The sequence below is a fragment of the Clostridium sp. CTA-5 genome, from assembly GCF_054768135.1.
The window spans coordinates 17,192-38,532 of sequence record NZ_BAAAAT010000003.1 but is presented as its reverse complement, the minus strand read 5'-3'; the positions used below and the strand labels follow the sequence as shown (position 1 = coordinate 38,532).

At 24.9% G+C, this 21,341-nt stretch carries 16 protein-coding genes and 1 tRNA gene; 5 read left to right on the top strand and 12 right to left on the bottom strand.

The annotated features are described in order from the left end of the window. Positions 1–47 precede the first annotated feature (47 nt). A complete protein-coding gene (gene pyk, locus ACYUET_RS08230) occupies positions 48–1,466 on the top strand; it encodes a pyruvate kinase (RefSeq protein ID WP_460278834.1) in 1,419 nt (472 codons plus the stop codon). A 367-nt stretch (positions 1,467–1,833) separates the two neighbouring features. Here pyk and rpsA read toward each other — a convergent pair whose 3' ends face one another. Further along, positions 1,834–2,982 carry a 30S ribosomal protein S1 gene (rpsA, locus tag ACYUET_RS08225; RefSeq protein ID WP_460278833.1) on the bottom strand — a complete coding sequence of 383 codons (1,149 nt, stop codon included), beginning with the start codon at positions 2,980–2,982 and terminating at the stop codon, positions 1,834–1,836. Between the two features lie 842 nt (positions 2,983–3,824). Between rpsA and ACYUET_RS08220 the strand changes: the two genes are divergently transcribed. Genes ACYUET_RS08220 through ACYUET_RS08210 form a run of 3 tightly spaced genes read left to right on the top strand, consistent with a single transcriptional unit; the run spans position 3,825 to position 5,944 of the window. Continuing rightward, positions 3,825–4,604 carry a hypothetical protein gene (locus ACYUET_RS08220; protein WP_460278832.1) on the top strand — a complete coding sequence of 260 codons (780 nt, stop codon included), beginning with the start codon at positions 3,825–3,827 and terminating at the stop codon, positions 4,602–4,604. Between the two features lie 24 nt (positions 4,605–4,628). Further along, positions 4,629–5,279, top strand: coding sequence for a PspA/IM30 family protein (locus ACYUET_RS08215; RefSeq protein ID WP_460278831.1), 651 nt, complete (start codon positions 4,629–4,631; stop codon positions 5,277–5,279). Positions 5,280–5,287: 8 nt separating this feature from the next. Then, positions 5,288–5,944 (top strand): DUF1292 domain-containing protein, encoded by a 657-nt coding sequence (locus tag ACYUET_RS08210; protein WP_460278830.1) that lies wholly within the window; start codon positions 5,288–5,290, stop codon positions 5,942–5,944. A gap of 61 nt (positions 5,945–6,005) precedes the next feature. On the opposite strand, the gene ACYUET_RS08205 is transcribed toward ACYUET_RS08210, so the two are convergent. From ACYUET_RS08205 to ACYUET_RS08170, 8 genes are all read right to left on the bottom strand, one after another. Next, complete coding sequence (locus tag ACYUET_RS08205; protein WP_460278829.1) at positions 6,006–6,428, bottom strand: CBS domain-containing protein; 423 nt, start codon at positions 6,426–6,428, stop codon at positions 6,006–6,008. Positions 6,429–6,513: 85 nt separating this feature from the next. Further along, complete coding sequence (locus ACYUET_RS08200; RefSeq protein ID WP_460278828.1) at positions 6,514–7,425, bottom strand: 3'-5' exonuclease; 912 nt, start codon at positions 7,423–7,425, stop codon at positions 6,514–6,516. A gap of 48 nt (positions 7,426–7,473) precedes the next feature. After that, the gene (locus tag ACYUET_RS08195; protein WP_460278827.1) at positions 7,474–9,267 is read right to left on the bottom strand and encodes a MutS-related protein; all 1,794 of its coding nucleotides are present in this window, start codon (positions 9,265–9,267) and stop codon (positions 7,474–7,476) included. Positions 9,268–9,934: 667 nt separating this feature from the next. Beyond that, positions 9,935–10,840, bottom strand: a complete 906-nt coding sequence (locus tag ACYUET_RS08190) for a metal ABC transporter solute-binding protein, Zn/Mn family (protein ID WP_460278826.1) — start codon at positions 10,838–10,840, stop codon at positions 9,935–9,937. Between the two features lie 126 nt (positions 10,841–10,966). Then, entirely contained in the window at positions 10,967–13,684 is a 2,718-nt protein-coding gene (locus ACYUET_RS08185; protein WP_460279125.1) for an AAA family ATPase, read from the bottom strand. A gap of 10 nt (positions 13,685–13,694) precedes the next feature. Then, positions 13,695–14,828 carry a metallophosphoesterase family protein gene (locus ACYUET_RS08180; RefSeq protein ID WP_460278825.1) on the bottom strand — a complete coding sequence of 378 codons (1,134 nt, stop codon included), beginning with the start codon at positions 14,826–14,828 and terminating at the stop codon, positions 13,695–13,697. 156 nt (positions 14,829–14,984) lie between these two features. Next, entirely contained in the window at positions 14,985–15,170 is a 186-nt protein-coding gene (locus tag ACYUET_RS08175; protein ID WP_219777901.1) for an alpha/beta-type small acid-soluble spore protein, read from the bottom strand. A 358-nt stretch (positions 15,171–15,528) separates the two neighbouring features. Further along, positions 15,529–15,603 (bottom strand) — tRNA-Trp (locus ACYUET_RS08170). A gap of 180 nt (positions 15,604–15,783) precedes the next feature. Here ACYUET_RS08170 and ACYUET_RS08165 point away from each other — a divergent pair. Then, complete coding sequence (locus tag ACYUET_RS08165) at positions 15,784–16,851, top strand: NAD(P)H-dependent flavin oxidoreductase (protein ID WP_460278824.1); 1,068 nt, start codon at positions 15,784–15,786, stop codon at positions 16,849–16,851. Positions 16,852–16,986: 135 nt separating this feature from the next. Here ACYUET_RS08165 and ACYUET_RS08160 read toward each other — a convergent pair whose 3' ends face one another. The 3 genes from ACYUET_RS08160 to ade all read right to left on the bottom strand — a co-directional run bounded on the left by ACYUET_RS08160 (position 16,987) and on the right by ade (position 21,274). Further along, positions 16,987–18,282 carry an MATE family efflux transporter gene (locus ACYUET_RS08160; protein WP_460278823.1) on the bottom strand — a complete coding sequence of 432 codons (1,296 nt, stop codon included), beginning with the start codon at positions 18,280–18,282 and terminating at the stop codon, positions 16,987–16,989. Between the two features lie 217 nt (positions 18,283–18,499). After that, on the bottom strand, positions 18,500–19,324 hold the full coding sequence (locus ACYUET_RS08155; protein ID WP_460278822.1) for a MerR family transcriptional regulator: 825 nt from the start codon (positions 19,322–19,324) through the stop codon (positions 18,500–18,502). A 252-nt stretch (positions 19,325–19,576) separates the two neighbouring features. Further along, positions 19,577–21,274: an adenine deaminase gene (gene ade / locus ACYUET_RS08150; RefSeq protein ID WP_460278821.1), complete on the bottom strand. Its 1,698-nt coding sequence runs from the start codon at positions 21,272–21,274 to the stop codon at positions 19,577–19,579. Positions 21,275–21,341: the final 67 nt, after the last annotated feature.

Here is a 21,341-nt window from a genome sequence, read left to right as displayed (position 1 = left end):
ACATAATTATAATAAGGTTATTTAAAATTTATAGAAGAGGTGTTAATATGCAAAAAACTAAAATGATTTTTACAATTGGACCGTCAAGTGATAATGAAGAAACGTTAAGAAAATTTATTAAAATTGGTATGAGTGCTGCAAGATTAAATTTTTCTCATGGTACTCATGAAACACACAAAGAAAAAATAGACTTAATAAAAAAAATCAGAAAAGATATGGGAACTCCTACTGCAATGATATTAGATATTAAGGGTCCTAAAATTAGAACTCATAATTTTGTAAATGATGGAGTAGAGCTTAAGGAAGGACAAGGTTTTTCTTTTATTTGTGGAGAAGAAATCCTAGGAGATGAAACTAAATGTTCAATTTCTTATGAAGAACTTTATCAAGACATAAAAGTTGGTGGAGAAATTCTTGTTGATGATGGACTTTTAAGATTCAAAGTTACAGGAGTTGAAGGAAAAAGTATTAATTGTATCGTAACTGTTGGCGGACAAATCAAAAATCATAAAGGTGTAAACGTTCCTAATGTAGTTATTAAATTACCATCAATAACTGAAAAAGATATTGAAGACATAAAATTTGGTTGTGAAATGGGAGTAGATTTTATAGCTGCTTCTTTTATCAGAAAAGCTAGTGACGTTCTTGATGTAAAAAGGGTTCTTGCAGAAAATAACGGAAAACATATTAAAGTAATAGCAAAAATAGAAAACCAAGAAGGTGTAGATAATATTGATGATATTATTAAAGCAACTGATTGTGTTATGGTTGCAAGAGGAGATATGGGTGTAGAAATTCCAATCCAAAAGGTTCCTATAATTCAAAAAATGATTATAAGAAAATGTAATGATGCAGGTAAAGTTGTAGTAACTGCAACTCAAATGCTTGATTCAATGATTAGAAACTCTATTCCAACTAGAGCTGAAGCTAGTGATATATGTAATGCTATATTTGATGGAACAGATGCTATCATGTTAAGTGGAGAAAGTGCATCTGGAAGCTTCCCAATTGAAGCTGCTACTATAATGTCAGAAATTGCAAAAGAAGCTGAATCACATTTGGATTATAATCATTTAACTGCAAGATTAAGAGAACCATCTCTTACTGATTATGCTGGTGCAATAAGTTATACAGCTTGTAGAACTTCAAATTTATTACATGCTTCAGCAATAGTTGCTGCTACTAAAAGTGGTGCTACAGCTACTATGATTTCAAGATATAGACCAAAATCACCTGTTATAGCAATAACTCCTTATGATAAAGTTAGAAGAAGTTTAGCATTAAATTTTGGAGTATTACCAGTTCTTTGTGATATGTATAATACTACTGATGATATTTTAACAGAGGCTAGAAGAGCTGTATTTAATTTAAACTTTGCTTTACCAGGCGAAGATATTGTTGTAGCTGCTGGAATGCCTACAACTCAAACCGGTGGTACAAATATGTTAAAAATTGAAAAACTTTAGTATATATATTCTAATTAAGTTAATACATTTATAATTTTTTATTTAATTCATATAGAAACTCAATATATATTATACTATCTACTTAGGATTATATATAATAAATTTTCTATATAAGTTCCTCATTATAGTGGTTAATTAATCCTCAAACTTTATTGGAACTTATATAAATTAAATATCGATATTATAGTAAGTATTTTATAAAAACTTAAATTATTTAAGCTGTTTCAAATACAAATTCATTTGTATTTTGAAACAGCTTATTTTTTATTATATATATGTCTCAAATTTAAATGTACAACAAAAAAAACTAGATAGTTCTTTAATATATTGAATAATTCTTATTTCAATATATATTTATTGTATATAATTATTCAAATTTAAAATCTTTAAATAATTCTCCTAAAGATAATCCTTCTTCTTTATCTACATAGTTAAGATATTCCTTACTTCCCTCTATAGCTTCTTTTATGCTCAATGCAATCTTTTTGTTTTCTTTATCAAAGTTTAATACTTTTACTTTTACGGTTTGATTTATTTCTAAAACATCTGATGGTTTAGAAATATTATCATCTGTTATTTCCGAAATATGAACTAATCCTTCTATTCCATCAAATATTTCAACAAAAGCTCCAAATGAAGTAAGTCTTACAACTTTTCCTTCGTATATATTTCCATCTTTAATTTCATTTTGATGTACAGTCCAAGGTTCTTTATTCACATCTTTTAATATTAATGATAGTCTTTGTTTTTTAGAATCTATAGATCCTATGTATACTTCAACTTTATCATTTTCTTTAACTACGTCTTCTGGTTTATTCACTTTATTCCAAGCTAAATCTGAAATATGAATTAACCCTTCTATTCCTCCAATATCAACAAAAGCACCATATTTAACTAGTTTTTTTACAATACCAGTTCTCTTTTCTCCTTCTTTTAAAGAACTCCATAATTTACTTTTCTTAATTTGATACTCTTCATCTTCAATAATTTTTCTTGAAGCCACTACTTTGTTATTTCTAAAATCTAATTCTATAATTTTAACTTCTAAATTTTTACCTACTAATATATTTAATTCTATTCTTTCTTTTGAAGCTAAAGATCCCGGAATGAATACCCTTACGTTTCCATAATAAGCAATCAATCCACCTTTTGTTTCTTCTTTAACATAAACTGTTATGTTTTTTTCTTCTTTAAATGCTTTATTTATTTCATCTCTTTCTTTGATAGCTAATGCTTTTATAAGTGAAAGTTTAACATACCCTTCACCATCATTAGGTGATACAACATAAACCTCTATTTCATCATCTACTTTAAGAACATCACTTGGATTTTTATCATCTAATGATAACTCTTCCTTAGTTATTAAACCATCAAAAGCATAATTTATATTTACAATTGCTTCTTTATCATTAACTTCTATAACTTTTCCTTTTAAAATTTCTCCTGTACTTATTCTTTTTACATCATACCCATTTAAAAATTCATTCATAATATTATCTTTTATATTTTCTGACATATTACCACTTCCTTAATATTATTTACGGCATTTTTAAAGTAAATACTAAAGTAAACTTATTTTTACTAAATCTAAAATTTAGAAACCGTTATCTATAAGTATACAATAATTATCTAAAGTTGAATAAGTACTAATATTACTTATTTCAATCTTTTTATGATTTAGTATTTAATATAAATGCCAAAAATTAATTAATATATACGTTCTAATTAAGTTATTACATTTATAATCTTTTATATAATTTATATAGAAAATTATATCTTTACTAATAGTATATAGTTAGAATCATATATATCATAAATTTTCTATATAAGACACATTCAAAAAAATAATAAATTAGTATGTTCGTCTATTTTGTGTGATACTGCGTCAGCAAATTTAGCTAATAGCCCACTATTAATTAAATTTACTTCCTTGTCTGACACAAAATATACAACGCCTCTTTGATCTATTTATTTTATTTCATGTGCCTAAGTTCCTTACTATACTTGACAAGTCATATCATTTATAAATATTCTAATATTTATATTAACAAACTTTATTGGAACTTATATATAATTTTAATGCAATAAGATGATTTATACAAGTATCCTATATTTTAACAGTTTATATAAAATTATATTAAAAGTTATTTAATAACCCTTAATATAATTAATATTACTACTATGCATTAGCCTTATTGAGAATTCAAGAGTTATCATTATTCATTTATCGTTTTTAGTTATTTTTAATCCATTTTCAATATTGTATACTTACAAGCTTTTCAATATAATAAATACATAGTCTTTTAGGGGGTGCTCACTATTTTTAAGATTAATAAAAGGTATATTTTCACTTTATTCTTGGTTATTTTATTTGCTATTACAAGTTTTCCTTTAGATATATTATCAGTAGCAAATATAAGTGCACAAGATAATACAAGTGTTTATGCTAGCAGTACCTTTATACAAACATCAACAAATAATCTGTTAGCTAAAACTAGTAGTAGTGGTAGTAAAAGTTCTTCTTCTAAATCAAGCTCTAGTGGTTTTAAATCTGGAGGTTTTAAAAGTTCTTCTGGTTCTACTTCTTCCAGTTCTACCAAAAGTACAACTTCAACCCAAAAAAATACTAGCGATAAAAGTGCTGAAGGATTTAAATCAGGAAATTTTTCTAACACAAAAGATACTACTAAAAATTCCTCTACTACAACTGATAGTACTAAAAATTCTTCTAACACAGAAAAAAATACTAGTAATAAGAGTGCTGAAGGGTTTAAATCAGGAAGTTTTTCTAACACAAAAGATAATGCCAAGAATTCTTCCAACACAAATGAAAAAACTACTAATTCTAGTAATGGTGCTTCAAAAGGATTTAGTAGTGGATCATATTCATCTACTGATAAATCAAAAAATGATTCTGATTCATCAGATACAAATAGTAGCACACAACAAAGTAGTCCCCAAACATATAATTCACCATCACAATCTAGAGGCTTTAATTGGTTTGGTGGTAGTAACTATTACAGGCCATTCTATTTTGGATCTACTTCAAGCTTAATACTTAATGCTTTAACACTAGGTGCAATATTTATATTAATTATTACAGTAATCAAGATATATTTAAAAAGAAATAGAAAATAATTAGATACTTTAGGAGGTATTTTTATGGGAATTTTTTCAAGAATGTCAAATATGTTTAAAGCTAAGGTAAACAATGCCTTAGATGAAATGGAGAATCCAATAGAACTTTTAGATCAAAAATTAAGGGATATGGAAGATCAACTTAGTAAAGCTAAATTAAGTTCCGCTCAAATTTTAGGGAATGTCCATGAAATTGAAAAGAAAATGAATGCAGCAAAAAAAGAATCAACTGATTTTGAAGAAAAAGTTAAATTAGCCTTATCTAAAGGTAATGAAGATTTAGCTAAAAAAGCATTATCTAGAAAAATGGAAGTTGATAAAAAATATGATTCACTACAAGCAAGCTATAACAATTCTAAAACTCAAGCAGATATGTTAAAGAAAAATTTACGTGAGTTAGAAGAAGAAATAACAAAAACTCGAAATTATAGAGATGAAGCCGCTGCAAGATATTCAAATGCTCAAGCTTCTGAAAAAGTAAATGAAATTCTTGCAAATGTAAAAACTAAGGATAATTCAATTCAAATAGATAGCATTGAAAGAAAAATTCAAAGAAAAGAATCTCTTGCTGAAGGATTAAAAGAGTTAAAAGATTTAGATGATTTTGATAGTGAATTTGAAAAATTAAATGAAGTTGATTTAGATCTTGAATTAGAAAAATATAAAAATAATTAGGTGAAACTATGAATAAAGATATGGATTTTATTAACAATGAAAAGGACTATTGGGGGAAAATTTATACTGACATAGCTTATGCTATTAGTGAAATTTCACCTTTCCTTTCTGAAGATAAATTAAAATCAAGAAAATACTATATTAAGTCTTCTGTATTACAAGATTATATTAAACTTTTAGATTCAGCTGAATTAGATGTTAAAAAAACAGGATTTTTAGGTTTATTTAAAACAGCTCCTTCTATAAGTAAAGCTAAAGATTATAAAATTAAAAATCAGAAAGCATTTAAAGATTTAGAAAAATGTGCTAAATGTACATGCCTAAATTGTGCCTTTGATTGTAAATTCAAATCATGTTCAAGCTGTAGAGAAAATTCCTATATACACTCTTGTGATAAAGAAAGAGTAAATGTACGAAAACATGATAATTTTATTGTAGACTTAACCAATAATGATACAGGTTGTTCTGCAAAATATAGAGTTCTAGCTACAATGGAAGATTGTTTCTTAGATAAACAATATATACTATTAGAAAATATTATTAATAACGATGATAAATTAGTATTATATTATTATCCTGGAATTAAAGAAACTTCTTATGGTGAAATAACAGATGCAGAAGAATTCGATTTTATAGTTGAAACTTATCAATCTGCAGATTATTAAGAACATTTAAAGGGACTATCTTAAATACATAAATATGTTTTTAAGATAGTCCCCTTTTTATTTATAAATTTATAACTTCTCTTCTTTTCATTTCATTAAAACAATAGTTTATTATATCACTTCTCTTAATGATCCCTATAAATATTCCATTATCATCAACTACAGATACAAAGTTTTGACTTATTGCTAACGATATTAAACTTTCAATATCAGCATTAATAGAAACAGACTTGTGAGATATTCTTCTATGTATATCTCTAACTTTTACAGATTCAGTATTTTTGAAATTTAAATCTGGAGTATTTTTTAATTTCCATAATAAATCTCCTTCTGTTAAAGTTCCTACATATTTTCCTTCTTTATTTATAAGTGGAATAGCTGTATAACCGTGTCTTTCCATTTTTTCGATAACTTGTCTCATTGTTGTGTCTTCATTTTCATACACCACTTCATTTTTTGGAGTAAGAAAAAAGGCTATATTCATAATTAAATCCTCTCTTGTAATTATTAAATTTATCTCTACTTGTATTTTAACATATTTTTATCAAAAATGCTTTAGTGAAAACCTTTTATTTAGAAGTATTTAATTTTTCAAGTTTGTAAACGTAATTTAAATAAGCTTCTTCTTTTAAAATTGTATTTACTTCATTATAAACATCATTTCCTTGAAGAGTTCTTTTGACTATTATTTCACTCAGGACTTTATTTCTACATTTTGGACATGATCCAACTGAAGCAAATCTCCAATTCAAGAGTTTAAATTCTTCTTGTAAATTAATCTTACTCTTACATTTAGGACATTTCAATTCTAGCTTTTTTTCATCTATTTTAATACTATCTAAATCGCTTATTTGTATAGATGGCATGCTATATATATCTTTAACTATATAATTTTTAACTATTCTAGAATTATAAATGTGTTTAAATACAAGTAATGTATATTGTGCATCGTTTAATGCATCATGTAATTTAGTATCATCAACTTTTATTTTTAATTCTTCTAAAGCATTTTTTAAGCCTAACGCCTTTTTATGTGCTAATATTTTGGTTGAATATTCTTGTATATCTAAATATTCTTTAATCCAACTTAAGTCACCATAATTATGATAATTAGCATTCATTATTAGTTCCACAATATCATCCTTTGCCCAAGAACAAATAATGTCGCCCTCTTCAAACATACTTCTTAATTTATTTAAACCTTCAATAAATGGAATCCCATTTTTATTTAATACATCCATTGTTATCTTAGTTATATCTGTAACCACTGGATTAATAATTGGGAATACTGTTGGCTTAATATATTCCCGCATCTCACATACTGATTTCATATATTTATCTACTTTTATTGCTCCAATTTCTATAATTTCATTTTCTAATTCTACCTGTTTTAAATCTTTATATTGATTAAAAAAATTTTCTTGATATTTAACTATGTTTTTTAAATTATTAAATTCTAAATCAATTATTATATACCCCATTTTAAATCCCTCTTTTACCAAATAATAGTATAAGTTATAAAAAACTAATTATGATAATTCTATCCCTGCAAGCTTCATTAAATGAATTGCATTTTGTGTTTCACTTTTACCTTTTCTTAACTTATAATCAAAATTTATTTTATTATCTTTATAAAATTCTCTGAAATTATAATTTATTATTCTATTATCTTCTTTTTCTAAATCACATAGTTCTAAATCATGAGTTGAAACAAGCCCTATTCCACCATACTTTATTAATTGCTTAATTAATACAATTGCACCAGTATGTCTGTCTTTAGAATTTGTACCTTTAAATATCTCATCTAAAAGAAAGAATACTTTTTCTCCTTTTTTACATGCTTCAATTAGTATTTTTATCCTTAATATTTCAGCATAAAATGAAGAAATATTTTCTTCTAAATTATCCCTAGTTGTAATACATGTATAAATTTTCATTATTCCACAACTAAACTCTTTAGCACAAACTGGAGCCCCTATATAACTAAGGACTAAATTTGATCCTAATGTTCTTAAAAAAGTACTCTTACCAGACATATTAGATCCAGTAATTAAGGCTACCTTTTCAGAATTTTTAATTGAAAAATTATTTTTAATTGCCTTCTCTCCAAGTAATGGATGTGCTATATCTTCACCATATATATAACTATTATCTAATATTATTGGATAACTCCAATTTTTATAATCAAAAGCAAGATTAGATATACTACTTAAAGCATCAAATTCATTCATAACATCTAACCACTTTTCTAAATATTTACCATTTTTATTTTTCCATAAATCCAATTTTCTCATAATAAATACATCAGAAAATGCTAGTATATTTAATACAAAATAAATAGCATTATATGAACTATCTCCAATCCAATCTAATAAATTGGAAATCTTCTTCATTTCAATTTTACTATTTACTTCATTATTGATTAAATTATCTTTTAATTTCTTTAAATATTCTGATTCGAAAGTCTCATTTTCTATTAATGATAATATTTCACTATACTCTTTAACATCATTTTTTATATCATTAAATAACTTAATATCTTCAGTCATATTTTTAGTTAACATTTTGATAACAACAAAATCAATCATGAATACAAGTAAAATAAATGATAATGGTAATATATTTATTAGACTTAAAAAGATTGAGATGAAATTTACAAATATAAAAATATAACTAATTATTACACTTATAAATTTTATTGAATTCTCTGTTTTCCCCCATTCAATTAATTCTTTTATTGCTCTATCAGAAGATTTTCTCATTGATCCTTCTAGTATAAATTTTTGTCTCCACTCAACTTTATCTGCAAGTTCTTTTATTGCAAATTGTTTGTTTACTATACTTTTTTTATTTACTTCTTCTTTTAAGCTTAATATATTAACTAATCTCTCTCTTCCACCTTTAGTTACTGTTGAATTTATAAATTGAAAAATTGAATTTTGTCCAAAAACATTCAAATCATTTATAAAAGGATTATTTTCATTTAAGTACTCACTTCCATTATCTTTAAACTTTTTAAATTCACCTGATAATCTATCTAATCCTTTTTTGTTAATATTAATTATAATATCTGCACGTTTCTTAGACTCTAATTTATTAGAGTGATATATAACAACACCTATGAAAACTGAAATAAATATAATACTACTAACTATTAATAATGTATACTCTCCATTTTTATATAATAAATAGTCTATTAATAACATTAATATTAATATTATTAATCTACTCCAAGATATTATATTTATTTGTTTTAAAAGCAAATTACTTGTTTTAACATTTTGTGATATCTTATCTTCATAAAATTTTTTTGATGTATTCATAACCTCTCCTTTTATCTTATTTGTACACATAAAAAATAATAATCCTTATATTGTGGTATATAGTTAAATATTTTATTAATACTATTGACTTAGAATTATAAATTTTCTATCTAAATTTCCAAATTATTCTAGCGGATCATGCCATTTATAAATATTCTAAGTTTATATTAGTGAACAAATTTATATATATATTTATAAAATATATTTTTGAACTATTACTTTATTTCATATACATTATTTGCTTAAATACTAATATATAATTTAAGCAAATATTATTATTTTAAACTATAAGTAAATAACAATATAATTTTACCATATATAGTATTAATATGGATAAAAAATGAACTGTCTTATAAAATAAATTACTCTAATTAAGACAGTTCACTAATTTTAAAATTAATCTATAATTTTTATATGGTTATATTTTTAGTTAATGTTGATATTATAGTATAAACAAAATTCTTAGTCTCAGTGAAACTTGCTTTCATCTGAGGGTTAGAAATTGTTATTCATGAGCGTGCAACTGTTATAAAATTACAGATGCTAGGCTATGGGATAAAGCTCATGAACAAAAGAATTTACTTTAAGAACTCTAAAAATTAAATTCCAATATTAGTTCGCCATTCTAACTATAATATCAACAATATTTTAAAACATAGTTAATTATTTATTGTTTGCTTAAAGAATTATATATTTTTTCTAAATTTTCTCTCATAGCATCTATATAACTCTTACCATCTTCATTTGATTCCAATGTATATATTGGAACAACATCAGCGCCAACTTCACTAGCTAGTGTTTTTGATACTTTAGGACTTGCTAAAGATTCTGAAAAAATTGTTTTTATGTTATTATCTTTGCAAAAATTAACTAATTCCTCTAATTGTTTTGGTGTAGGCTCTCCTTCACCATATAAATTTTCAACTGACTTTTGTGATAATCCAAAGTCTCTGCATAAATATCCAAAAGCTGCATGACCAGTTATAAAATCTTTTTTCTTTAACTCATTAAATTTACCTGAATATTCATTATAAAGTGAGTTTAATTCATTATTAAACTTTTGATAGTTTTCTTGATATACTTGGGCGTTTTTTTCATCTAGTTTTATAAGAGCATCTTTTATATTTTCACATTGCTTTTGTACTTGTATTAAACTTAACCATGAATGTGGATCTATTAAATCTCCTTCTTTTCTAATATCTATTCCTTCACTTGAATTTACTTTTAGTACTTTTTTTTCATCTATTACGTTATTTACTGAATCTATCCATGATTCCATTCCTAATCCATTATAAATAAACGCATCACTCTTCATTAAAAGTTCAAAATCCTTAGTTTTTGGTTCATAATCATGTGGTTCCATATTATCTGGTACTAAACAATTAACTTCTATATTATCTCCACCAATAATTTTGGTAAATTCTTTTAATGGATATATTGAAACCATAACTTTTATTTTATTATCCTGATTATCTATATTAATTGAATCTTCAGCTAATCCTTTTTGGCTACATCCTACTAATAAAAATCCCATTAATATACATGATAATACTGAAATAATCTTTTTCCCCATACCATTCTCCTTTTGCATATGATTTGCATTTTCATAATTATTCTACCTTATCATTATAATCTTGTCAAACTACAATAAAAAATCCAGCTTTAAACATAATTAATCTATTTAAAGCTGATCTTTATCTTAATTTAATTGTATTAAATTGTGCTTTATATTATTTTTATCCAAAATATCCTTATCTATACTTTGACAAGTGAAAAATAATATTTGCTTGAATTTTTCTGCAACCAATAACTTCAAAGCTTTAGTTCTTCTTTCATCATCATATTGAACAAATGCATCATCTAAAAATAATGGAACACTTTTATTGTTAAACAACATTTCAATAAATGATAATCTTAACGATAAATATAATTGATCCTTAGCACCATTACTTAATATATCTACATCAAATAAATTAATATCATTTCTAACTTTTAACTTGTATTCTTCTGAAATTTTAACCTCTTTATAATTTCCAGAACTTAAATAATTGAATTTATTTAAAACTGTATTATTTAACTGTGGAGCTATATTTTTTCTTACTTCTAAAAAAGCCTCTTGTAGTTTTGAACTAGCTAAGTCTAAAGCACTCGCTTCTTTTTCAGCTTTAGATATCTTTTCTTCAACCATAGTTACTTCTTCTTCTATAGTTGATATTTCTCTTTTTCCCAAATATCTTTTTTCTATAGTATGCTCTAAATCTTTTATACCTTTTTCTAAATTTATTAATTCATCTGATTTATTTTTTAATTCTTTATCTATCTCTTCCTCAGATTCATATGAATATTTTATATTGTTATTTATTATTTCTTTCATTTCTTCTTTTATTTCATTTATATCTCTATCTTTTAACAATACCTTATATGTGTCATTTACACTGTTAAGATTGTTTTTAATTTCTTGCATTTTATTAATCTTATCTCTAAAATCTTTTAATTTTATATGGAAATCCAATATTTCTATATTATCTAATCCCATTCCAGATGTTTTTTGTCTTAAATCTTCTTCACGCTCTTTTAATTGAATATTTATATTTAATATTTCTGATTTAAGTTTTGATATTTCATATTCTAGTGGTAACAGTTCCTTTTTTAAATTTTCATATAAATTTATTTTTTCAATCATATCTTCAAGTGAATTACAGCTAAAAACATTAAAAAGAGAATGTATTACACTATTATTTTTATTATATTTTTCTTTTAATTCATTTAAATTGATACTATTTAAAGTTTCTTTTTTTGTATTAATAGTTAACATTATATTCTCTTTATAAATTTTATAAGAATCATACTTTTTTAACTTATTCATAAACTCTTCAAAATTATTGCACTTTAATTCCTGCACATAACCTTTTAATTTTTTTTCATCTTCATCTACTTTTTCTTTTAAATTTTCTATTCCATCTCTTTGTTTTTTTAAATTTTCTTGTGTTTTTATTTCTAAAGAATATTTTAAATAAAATTTAATTAGAACTATAAATATAAAAATCAAACCTATGCTTAATGGAAAAATTTCTTTAATAATAGAAAATATAAATGTTATAATTCCTATTATTGATAATATATATATGATTATAAGCTTATTTTTAATATCTTTTCTCGATACATTTATTTGGCTAGTTGTATCACCTTCTAATTTATATTTTAATTCCTTTAAACCATCTTTATAAGAATTTATTACGTCATCTATGTTATCTCTATTTTTAGATATCCATTCTAAATTAACTATTTCTTTTTCTCTGTAGTTTAACTCTTTTTGTAATTCTTCTATTGAATATTGAATATCTTTTATATTGTTTATTTTTTCTTCTAAATTTTCTTTTTCCATTTTTAGAATATATACTTTTTCTTTTATGTCATCATCTTCTATAGATTTAAATACATTAAACTCCTTAAACTCTTCATTTTTTTCTTTATATTGATTTTCTAAATTATACGTTTCTTGAAGTTTTTCTTCTCTCATATCATTTAAACTCAGATATCTAGTATAATCCTTATTTATTTCCTCTAAAAATTCTTGAGTTAAAATTTTATCACTTGTTCTTAATTCTCCACTTATCTCTTTTTCTCTTTTTTTAAGTTCTTCACCCTTTTTTAAATATTCAACAATTTCTTTATAATCTTTTTGTAGTTTAATTTTTTTAATATATTTTCTATATAACTCTAAATTTCCAATTTGTCCCTTAATTTCAGACTTATATTCTATCTTTTTTAATAACTCTTCTTCATTTTCTATATTTTCTTCCGCAAGTTTATACCCTTCCCATAATTCTTCTTTAAGAGAATCTCTCTTTTCTCTAAGTAAATCTAATTCGCCCAATTTCCTACTAGTAATTAATTGCTTTTTACCTTTTTCTAATATTTCAATGGCTTTTTTTACAGATATATTTTCCTCGCCTGAATTATATATATTAGTTATCTTTTCCATTATTTCTTCTTCTTTATCTTTATTTACAGCAACACCTAATTGGTTTATAAATAAAGTTTTAGAAAATGTTGAAGCATTTATTTTTAAAAAATTTTTTCCTGGTTCATTATCATAAAATAATTCTATTTTATCTCCAGTGATATCATCTACTATCTCACATATATCTTCTTTTTTAGTTAATCCAAAACTTCTCCTGATTGTATATATCTTTTCATCATGTTCTATTGTAAGCTCACCAGACATTTTTTCTCCACTTAAAGGTGCATATCTTCTTCTATCATTAAGCTTCCCTCTATTATTATCAAATCCATAAAGCCATATCTTAATAAAATTTTCTATTGTACTTTTACCTTTTTCATTTTCTCCATATATTAAATTAAATCCATTTTTAAATTCTATTATTTTGCCTTTTATTCCAGCAAAACTTTCAATACTAGCTTTTTTAATAATTATAAGACTTCACCTCTTCTCCTGATAAACTTTGCAGACCCTTTTTTAGTGCTAATTTTATTATTTCTTTTTCATCTTCTGTCTTTGCATTTTTTAATTCCTCATACATTTTTCTTGCAAATATACTTTTTATAGAATATCCCTTTAATAATTCTTCAAAATCTAATTTAATTTCAGTCTTATCTACTACCTTTATAAAATAAAAGTCTTTTTTTAATATTCCTTGAAGTACATCCTCATTTAAATTAAATTCTTCTGATAATTCACCCTTTAGAATTATTTTATAACAGTTATTTTTTATATCAACATCTTCTATAGAAGCTATTATTCTATCACTTATTTCCTTGTAACCAAAACATTCACTTATATCTATTTCTTTTTCATAATAATTTCTAATAGATGTCTTTATAAATTTACCTTCACAATGTCTATTAAAAATCTCAACAATAACAATTCCCTTATCTTCTAATTCATCAAATCCCCTTCCTTGTGGACATCCACTATAACTATAATAGGTATTCCTTATCTTTTTAATGTCAGAAAATTTATGTCTATGACCTAGTGCTATATAATCTAAATTACTTTCACCAATTTCTGCTTCAGTAATAGGATTATATTCATTTCCTTCATTTAATGATGTAACTTCTGCATGCATAACCATTATATTGTTATATCCTTCAACTCTTTTTATATTTTTTAATAATGATTTATTTACATAATTAGTAGTAAAAGCAGCACCCCATACTACTGTTTTTAAATCCTCTAACACTACTTTTTCCATTTCACCATTAAAAACATAAACATTATTAGGCCATTCTACAATGTTATAAAATGACCGTTCATTAAACGGATCATGATTTCCTGGACTTATAAATACTTTAACTTTACTTATTTTTTCTAAAGCATTTTTAATAAAGTATAATGTACTTTTATTTACAGATAAATTATCAAAAATATCCCCAGCAATTAATAAGATATCCACCATTTCTTCTAAAACAATGTTAATTATTTTATCAAAAACCTCTTTTAATTCTTCTCTACTTTTTAAAGCTTGATTATTAGACATTCCACTAAATGGTGTATCAAAATGTAAATCTGCTGTATGTAAAATTTTTATTTTATTCATATTATCACCTTTTTATCGAACTTTAGTTCTCATTTTACCATAAATTCTTATAACTATAAAGAAACGTAAAAACAAAGGGTACACCACATCAAAATGTAGTGCACCCTCCGGTTTTCAATACGAGCTAACTATTTTTTTAATAGTTTACCAATCTTCTTATTCAATTGTATGTTCGTATTGTTCTACCATTCTTTTAACCATTTCGCCACCTACGGAACCACATTGTCTTGAACTTAAATCACCATTATAATCACTGAATGGTACTCCTAGCTCTCTAGCTACTTCGTTCTTGAATCTAGACAACCCTTGTTTTGCTTCTGGAACTAATACGCTATTTGACATAACAATCCCTCCTCGGCTTTTGGTATATTAAATGTATAGTCAAAAAGATTTAAATAATTAAGTCTTATTGACTACACTATTATATTAACCGATATTATTTAATATATTCTTGGTAAATAAATCAATTTATAATATTATTTTAAAGAATCTTTTAAACGCTCTTTTAATTCTAAAATTCAAAATATACACATTCTTAATTTTCTTCATATTATATTATTAAATAAATTTAAACTCACTTATTCCCATAATTTTTTTCTAAATAAAATTTTAATTATAGTTTTAAATTTTTTAAATGAATGATTTTAAACGTAATTTTAAATATAAAAAAAGCTAGAATAAAAAATTCTAGCTTTCTTATTGGCAGGGGCACTAGGATTTGAACCCAGAACCAATGGTTTTGGAGACCACTACTCTACCGTTGAGCCATACCCCTAAATCATTTATTATTATATCAGCTTAATAGTAATTATGTCAACAAAAATTTAATATATTAATATTATAATCTTTTTTTATAGGGTTGTATAGATTTAATTTTTCAATTATAATATAATAAAAAATACTTTGATTATCAAAATATTTAATAATCAAAATTACATGAAAGGATATGTGAGTAATGAAATTTAATTCACTTAAAATAGGAAATTTAATCTCTCGTCTTCCAATAATACAAGGCGGTATGGGAATTGGTGTATCAGCTTCAAATCTTGCTGCTGCTGTTGCTAATGCTGGTGGGATAGGAATTATCTCTGCAGCTCAGTTAGGATTTAATGATGCTAATTTTGAAAAAGATACTTTAAAGGCTAATTTAGAAGCTTTAAAAAGACATATAAATATTGCAAAATCAAAAGCACCTAATGGAATAATCGGAATAAATGCTATGGTAGCAAGTAATAATTATGCTGAACATATAAAAGCTGCTATTGATTCAGGTATAGATTTAATAATATCAGGAGCTGGACTTCCAACAATGCTACCTAAGCTTGTTAAAGGTTCAAATGTAAAAATTGCTCCTATTGTCTCTTCTTTAAAAGCAGCTAAAGTAATTTTAAAATTATGGGATAAACATGATAATGTGGCTCCAGATTTAATTGTTGTTGAAGGCCCTAAAGCTGGTGGGCATCTTGGGTTTAAAGCAGATGAAATTGAAGCGGCTAATAAAAACTTTGATGAAATTGTTGTAAGTATAATTGAAGAAACAAAAAAATATAGTCAAAAATATGATAAAGATATTCCAGTAATAGTTGCTGGTGGTGTTTATGATGGATATGATATTGCTAAATACTTAAAATTAGGTGCGAACGGTGTACAAATGGCTACAAGGTTTGTTGCTACTGAAGAATGCGATGCATCAATAGAATTTAAAAATGCTTATGTAAATTGTAAAGAAGATGATATTTCAATAGTAAAAAGTCCTGTAGGAATGCCGGGTAGAGCTATTAAAAATAAATTTGTTAAAAATACTCTTTTAGGTAAAGAAAAAATAACTAAATGTTATAATTGTTTAACTCCATGCGATCCTGCTAACACTCCATATTGTATAAGTAAAGCTTTAATAAATTCTGTAAAAGGAAACATTGATGAAGGTCTTATTTTCTGCGGTGAAAATGCAAGCAGAATTAATAAAATAGTTACTGTACAAGAACTAATGGATGAATTAGAGAATGATCTTAAAAATGCTTAATTATAATTTTGTATTATAATTAAGATTCATTAAGGACAGTAGATAATTTTGTTTTACACAAAACTATCTACTGTCCTTAATTATAACTAACAGTTGCTTTTCAACACTTTAAATAAAATATCTATAATTTATCATCTAAACTAACTCTAAACTTTTATTTTTTACGCTAAAAAACATTTTTACCACTAAGAAAACTAGTAATTCTCCTGATAAATTACTAAGCCAAATTCCACTATTTCCTATAAATTGAGGTAATATAAGTAATGAAATTTGTATACCTAAGAATCCTCTAAGCACACATATAACAGTTGATACTTTGCTTAATTTTATACATTGAAAATAAGACGATTTAAGTATGTTTATTCCTGCAAAAAAGGTTCCTAAACCAAATAAATTAAGAGCTGTATAAGTATAATTTATTAATTCTACATTAGAAGTGAAAAATGATATTATATATTTTCCAAACAATATAAATATAATATAATTAACAATTGTTGCTATAATTACACTTTTAAAAGCTAATGAATAATAATATTTAACTTTACTCTCCTCTTTAGCTCCATAATAAAAACTTAATAAAGGTTGCATTCCTTGAGCTATACCAAAAGTTATCATACTTATTACTGTTATAATGTAATTAATTATGCTATAAGTTGCAACACCTTCTTCTCCAATTCTATTTAATATAACTAAATTAAATGATATTGTTAAAACTGCTATAGTACTTTCTGTCAAAAATGATGGAAATCCTGTTATCGCTATTTCTTTAATTCCATTAATAGATATTTTACATTTTTTAAATCTTAATGTCCCTCTTCTACTTAAAAAATAAATAATTGCAATCATCATACTTACAAGTTCCCCTAGACCTGTAGCAATTGCAGCTCCAGTAACACCCCATTTAAATATAAAAATAAATATATAGTCTAATAACATATTAGTTAATGATCCTGATATCATTGCGAACATAGCAAGTTTTGGTGCTCCATCGTTTCTTAAAAAACAATTTAACCCTTGACTTAATACTAGCGGAATAGAAAACATAAAACTAAACTTTATATAATTATATACATCATCTATTAAAGAATCTGGAGCTCTTAAAATATAAGCTATAGGTTTTGATAAGAACATCCCTATTATAAATAGCACTATTGCCATTATAATTAAAATTATAATAGATTCATTAAATTTATCTATTGCTTCTTCTTTTTTTCCTTCTCCTAATTTTATTGAAACTAATGTAGATCCGCCAACAGAAATTATCAAAGCAAATGCTGTAGCTATTAAATTTGGTGGAAATGCTATATTTACTGCCGCTAATGCATTACTTCCGACACCTTTTCCTACAAACATTCCATCTACAATAATATATAAAGATGTAACTAACATCCCAACTACTGCTGGTATTACATAGTTAAAAAATTTTTTCATTAACACAATCCCCTCCCTCCAGAGAAGAATTATATACTCTACAACTATTATAGAGTCAAGAAAAACTTTTATTTAATCACATGAAATAAAATAATATATCAAAGAGACGTTGTATATTTTGCGTCAGACAAGGAAGTAAATTTAGTTAATAGCAAGTAGCTAAATTTGCTGACCCAGTATCACACAAAATAGACGAGCATACTGGTCTATTATTTTTTTAATGTGCCTTAGTTATCTTTATAAATAATTCCATAAAACCTTTTTCTTTATCATCGCAAAACTCCGAAGCTATGTAACTTTCATATAAAGGACCATCAATTTTTAAGTTTTCTTCCTTAATAAATCTTAAAAGTTGTTTTATATATTTTTCATAATTCTCATAATAATCAATGCAAAAGATAGATGCATATAGCCCTTCTTGTAGTTCACAAATTTTAATATTTTCATCTTCTTCTATATTGTTATCTATAATATTAAAATAAATATTATATTTTACTTCTCTTTTTTTATTAAATTCTTCATAATTTATCTCATATAATAATTCTAAATTAAAAATATCATTTAGCTTAGGAAGTGTATTAATTACTTTTCTAAAACTCATTTCTGCGTCTTCTAAATCTTTATTTGCCATATTTACCCTAGCAATCTTCTTTTTAGGTTTTTCATTCAAAAATGGTATTCCTAAAGGTTTCATAAGCATAGATTTTATGTGTTGGTTTTTCTTTTGAATTAGATTCTTTTGTTTTTGCAATTCTCTAATCTGCTTATCTATTTCATACTCTTGGTTTTGTAATAACTCCATTGTGCCTTCTATAGTAATTTTATTTAACATAATTTTTTTTATTTCTAAAAGTGATAAACCTAATTTTCTATAAAATATTATAAAATCTAACTTATAAAATTGTTCTAATGAATAATATCTATACCCATTTTCTTTAACTAAACTTGGTTTTAAAAGTCCTAATTTATCATAATGTCTTAATGTTTGAACAGATAAATTAGATAATTTAGAAATCTCTCCTATTGAAAAATATTTATCCATAATATACCTTTCTTTAATTGTATCAATATTAACTATTATAATTTTAGGCTATGTTTTAAAAAATATCTTAATTTTAAAATAGTAATTAACATAAATCCTATCATTAATAAATCTATATATAAATTCTAAAAAATAATAGTGTACTATAAAATTTATAATACACTACTTTACTCTTTATATTATTACACATAAATTTTATTTGACAAATTCTATACTAAAATATCAATGCTCTTTTAAAACATAAACTTATTTTTAAATACAAAATAAGTTTATAAATTTATTTTCTTTAAAATCAAATATTCCTCTTGCTGTAATTCTTATTTCAGGTATAACAGGAAGAGACATAAAACCTAAAGTTAAAAATATATCCATATCTTTTGTAGCTCCAAACTCACTACATTTAATATTTAAACTTTTTATTTTTTCTGATACAGATTTAGATTTTTCATAAGTCATGAGGCCTGCAATTGGTAAACTTAATTCTTCTACAATTTTACCTTTTGATACTATAGCCATTCCTCCCCCCATACTTATAACACTATTCACAGCTATCTCCATATCTTTATCATCACTACCTACTACTATAATATTGTGAGAATCATGAGCAATTGTTTGAGCTATAGAACATCCTTTTAGACCTAGACCTTCTATAAATCCAATAGAATATTTGCCTGTATTTTTATGCCTTTCAAATACTCCAATCTTTTGAATATCCCCTAATACATCACTTTTTACATAACCATCTTTTATTTCAATTTCTCTTGTTACCTTTTTAGTTTCAATAGAGCCAGGAATAACTTTTATCACATTAATTTTATTTGATAGTGCCTTAATTTTAAAAACATCCTCTTTAATAAATTCTATATTCATTGAAGAATCAACATTTGTGTTAAAAATTATTTCTTCCTTTCTTTTATATATCTTTCCATTTTTCACAACACTCTTAATTTCAACATTTTCTAAGTTTTCTAAAATAACTAAATCCGCTTTATATCCTGGTGCAATAGCTCCAAATTTTCTAAGTCCATAACATTCTGCTGCATTTAAAGTTGCCATAGTAATTGCCATTATTGGATCTACCCCTTCATTAATAGCAATTCTTATACTATCATCAATAGAACCTTTTTCAATTAAATCAACTATATCCTTGTCATCAGTACAAAAAATAAATCTATGGAAATTATTAGAATTTACAGCTGGTAATAATTCCGCTAAATTCTTTGCTGCTGAACCTTGTCTAAGCATTATATACATACCTTTTTTAACTTTTTCAAGAGCCTCATCTGGCGTTGTACTTTCATGATCTGTTTTTATATTACAATCTATATATGCATTTAATGAGTATTCATCTATCATCGGACAATGACCGTCTATTATTTTATTCTTAAAAAGTTTTAGCTTATCTATCATATTATCTCTATATCCAACTACAGATAAAACATCCATAACTTCTCCTAAACCCAAAACTTGGGCATTTGTAATAAACTCACTTAAATCTTCTGCTGTTAACACGGCTCCATTATCTTCAATTGTTAATGCTGGTACACATGATGGCATCATAAAAAACATGCTCATTTCACTTTTTTTACTGTCTTCAATCATAAATTTTATTCCATCTTTACCTAAAACATTAGCAATTTCATGAGGATCTGCTATACATGTAGTAACTCCTCTGGTTAGCAATATATCAGAGAATATTTGTGGTATTACTTTTGATGACTCAATATGTACATGAGCATCTATAAATCCTGGAGAAACAAAACATCCAGTGCAATCTATTTCTTTTTTACCACTATATTTTCCTATTCCAACAATCATATCTCCATTTATAGCTATATCATCTTTTTCTATAGTTTGATTAAATACATTTATAATAGAAGCATTTTTTAAAACGATATCTGCTTGTTTAGTTCTTAAAGCACTTTCAATATTATCTTTTAACTTATCCATTCTCTTCTATCCTTTCTATATAATTTAACTATTTTTAATACTTAATGATAAAGCATTGGCTTTAGGA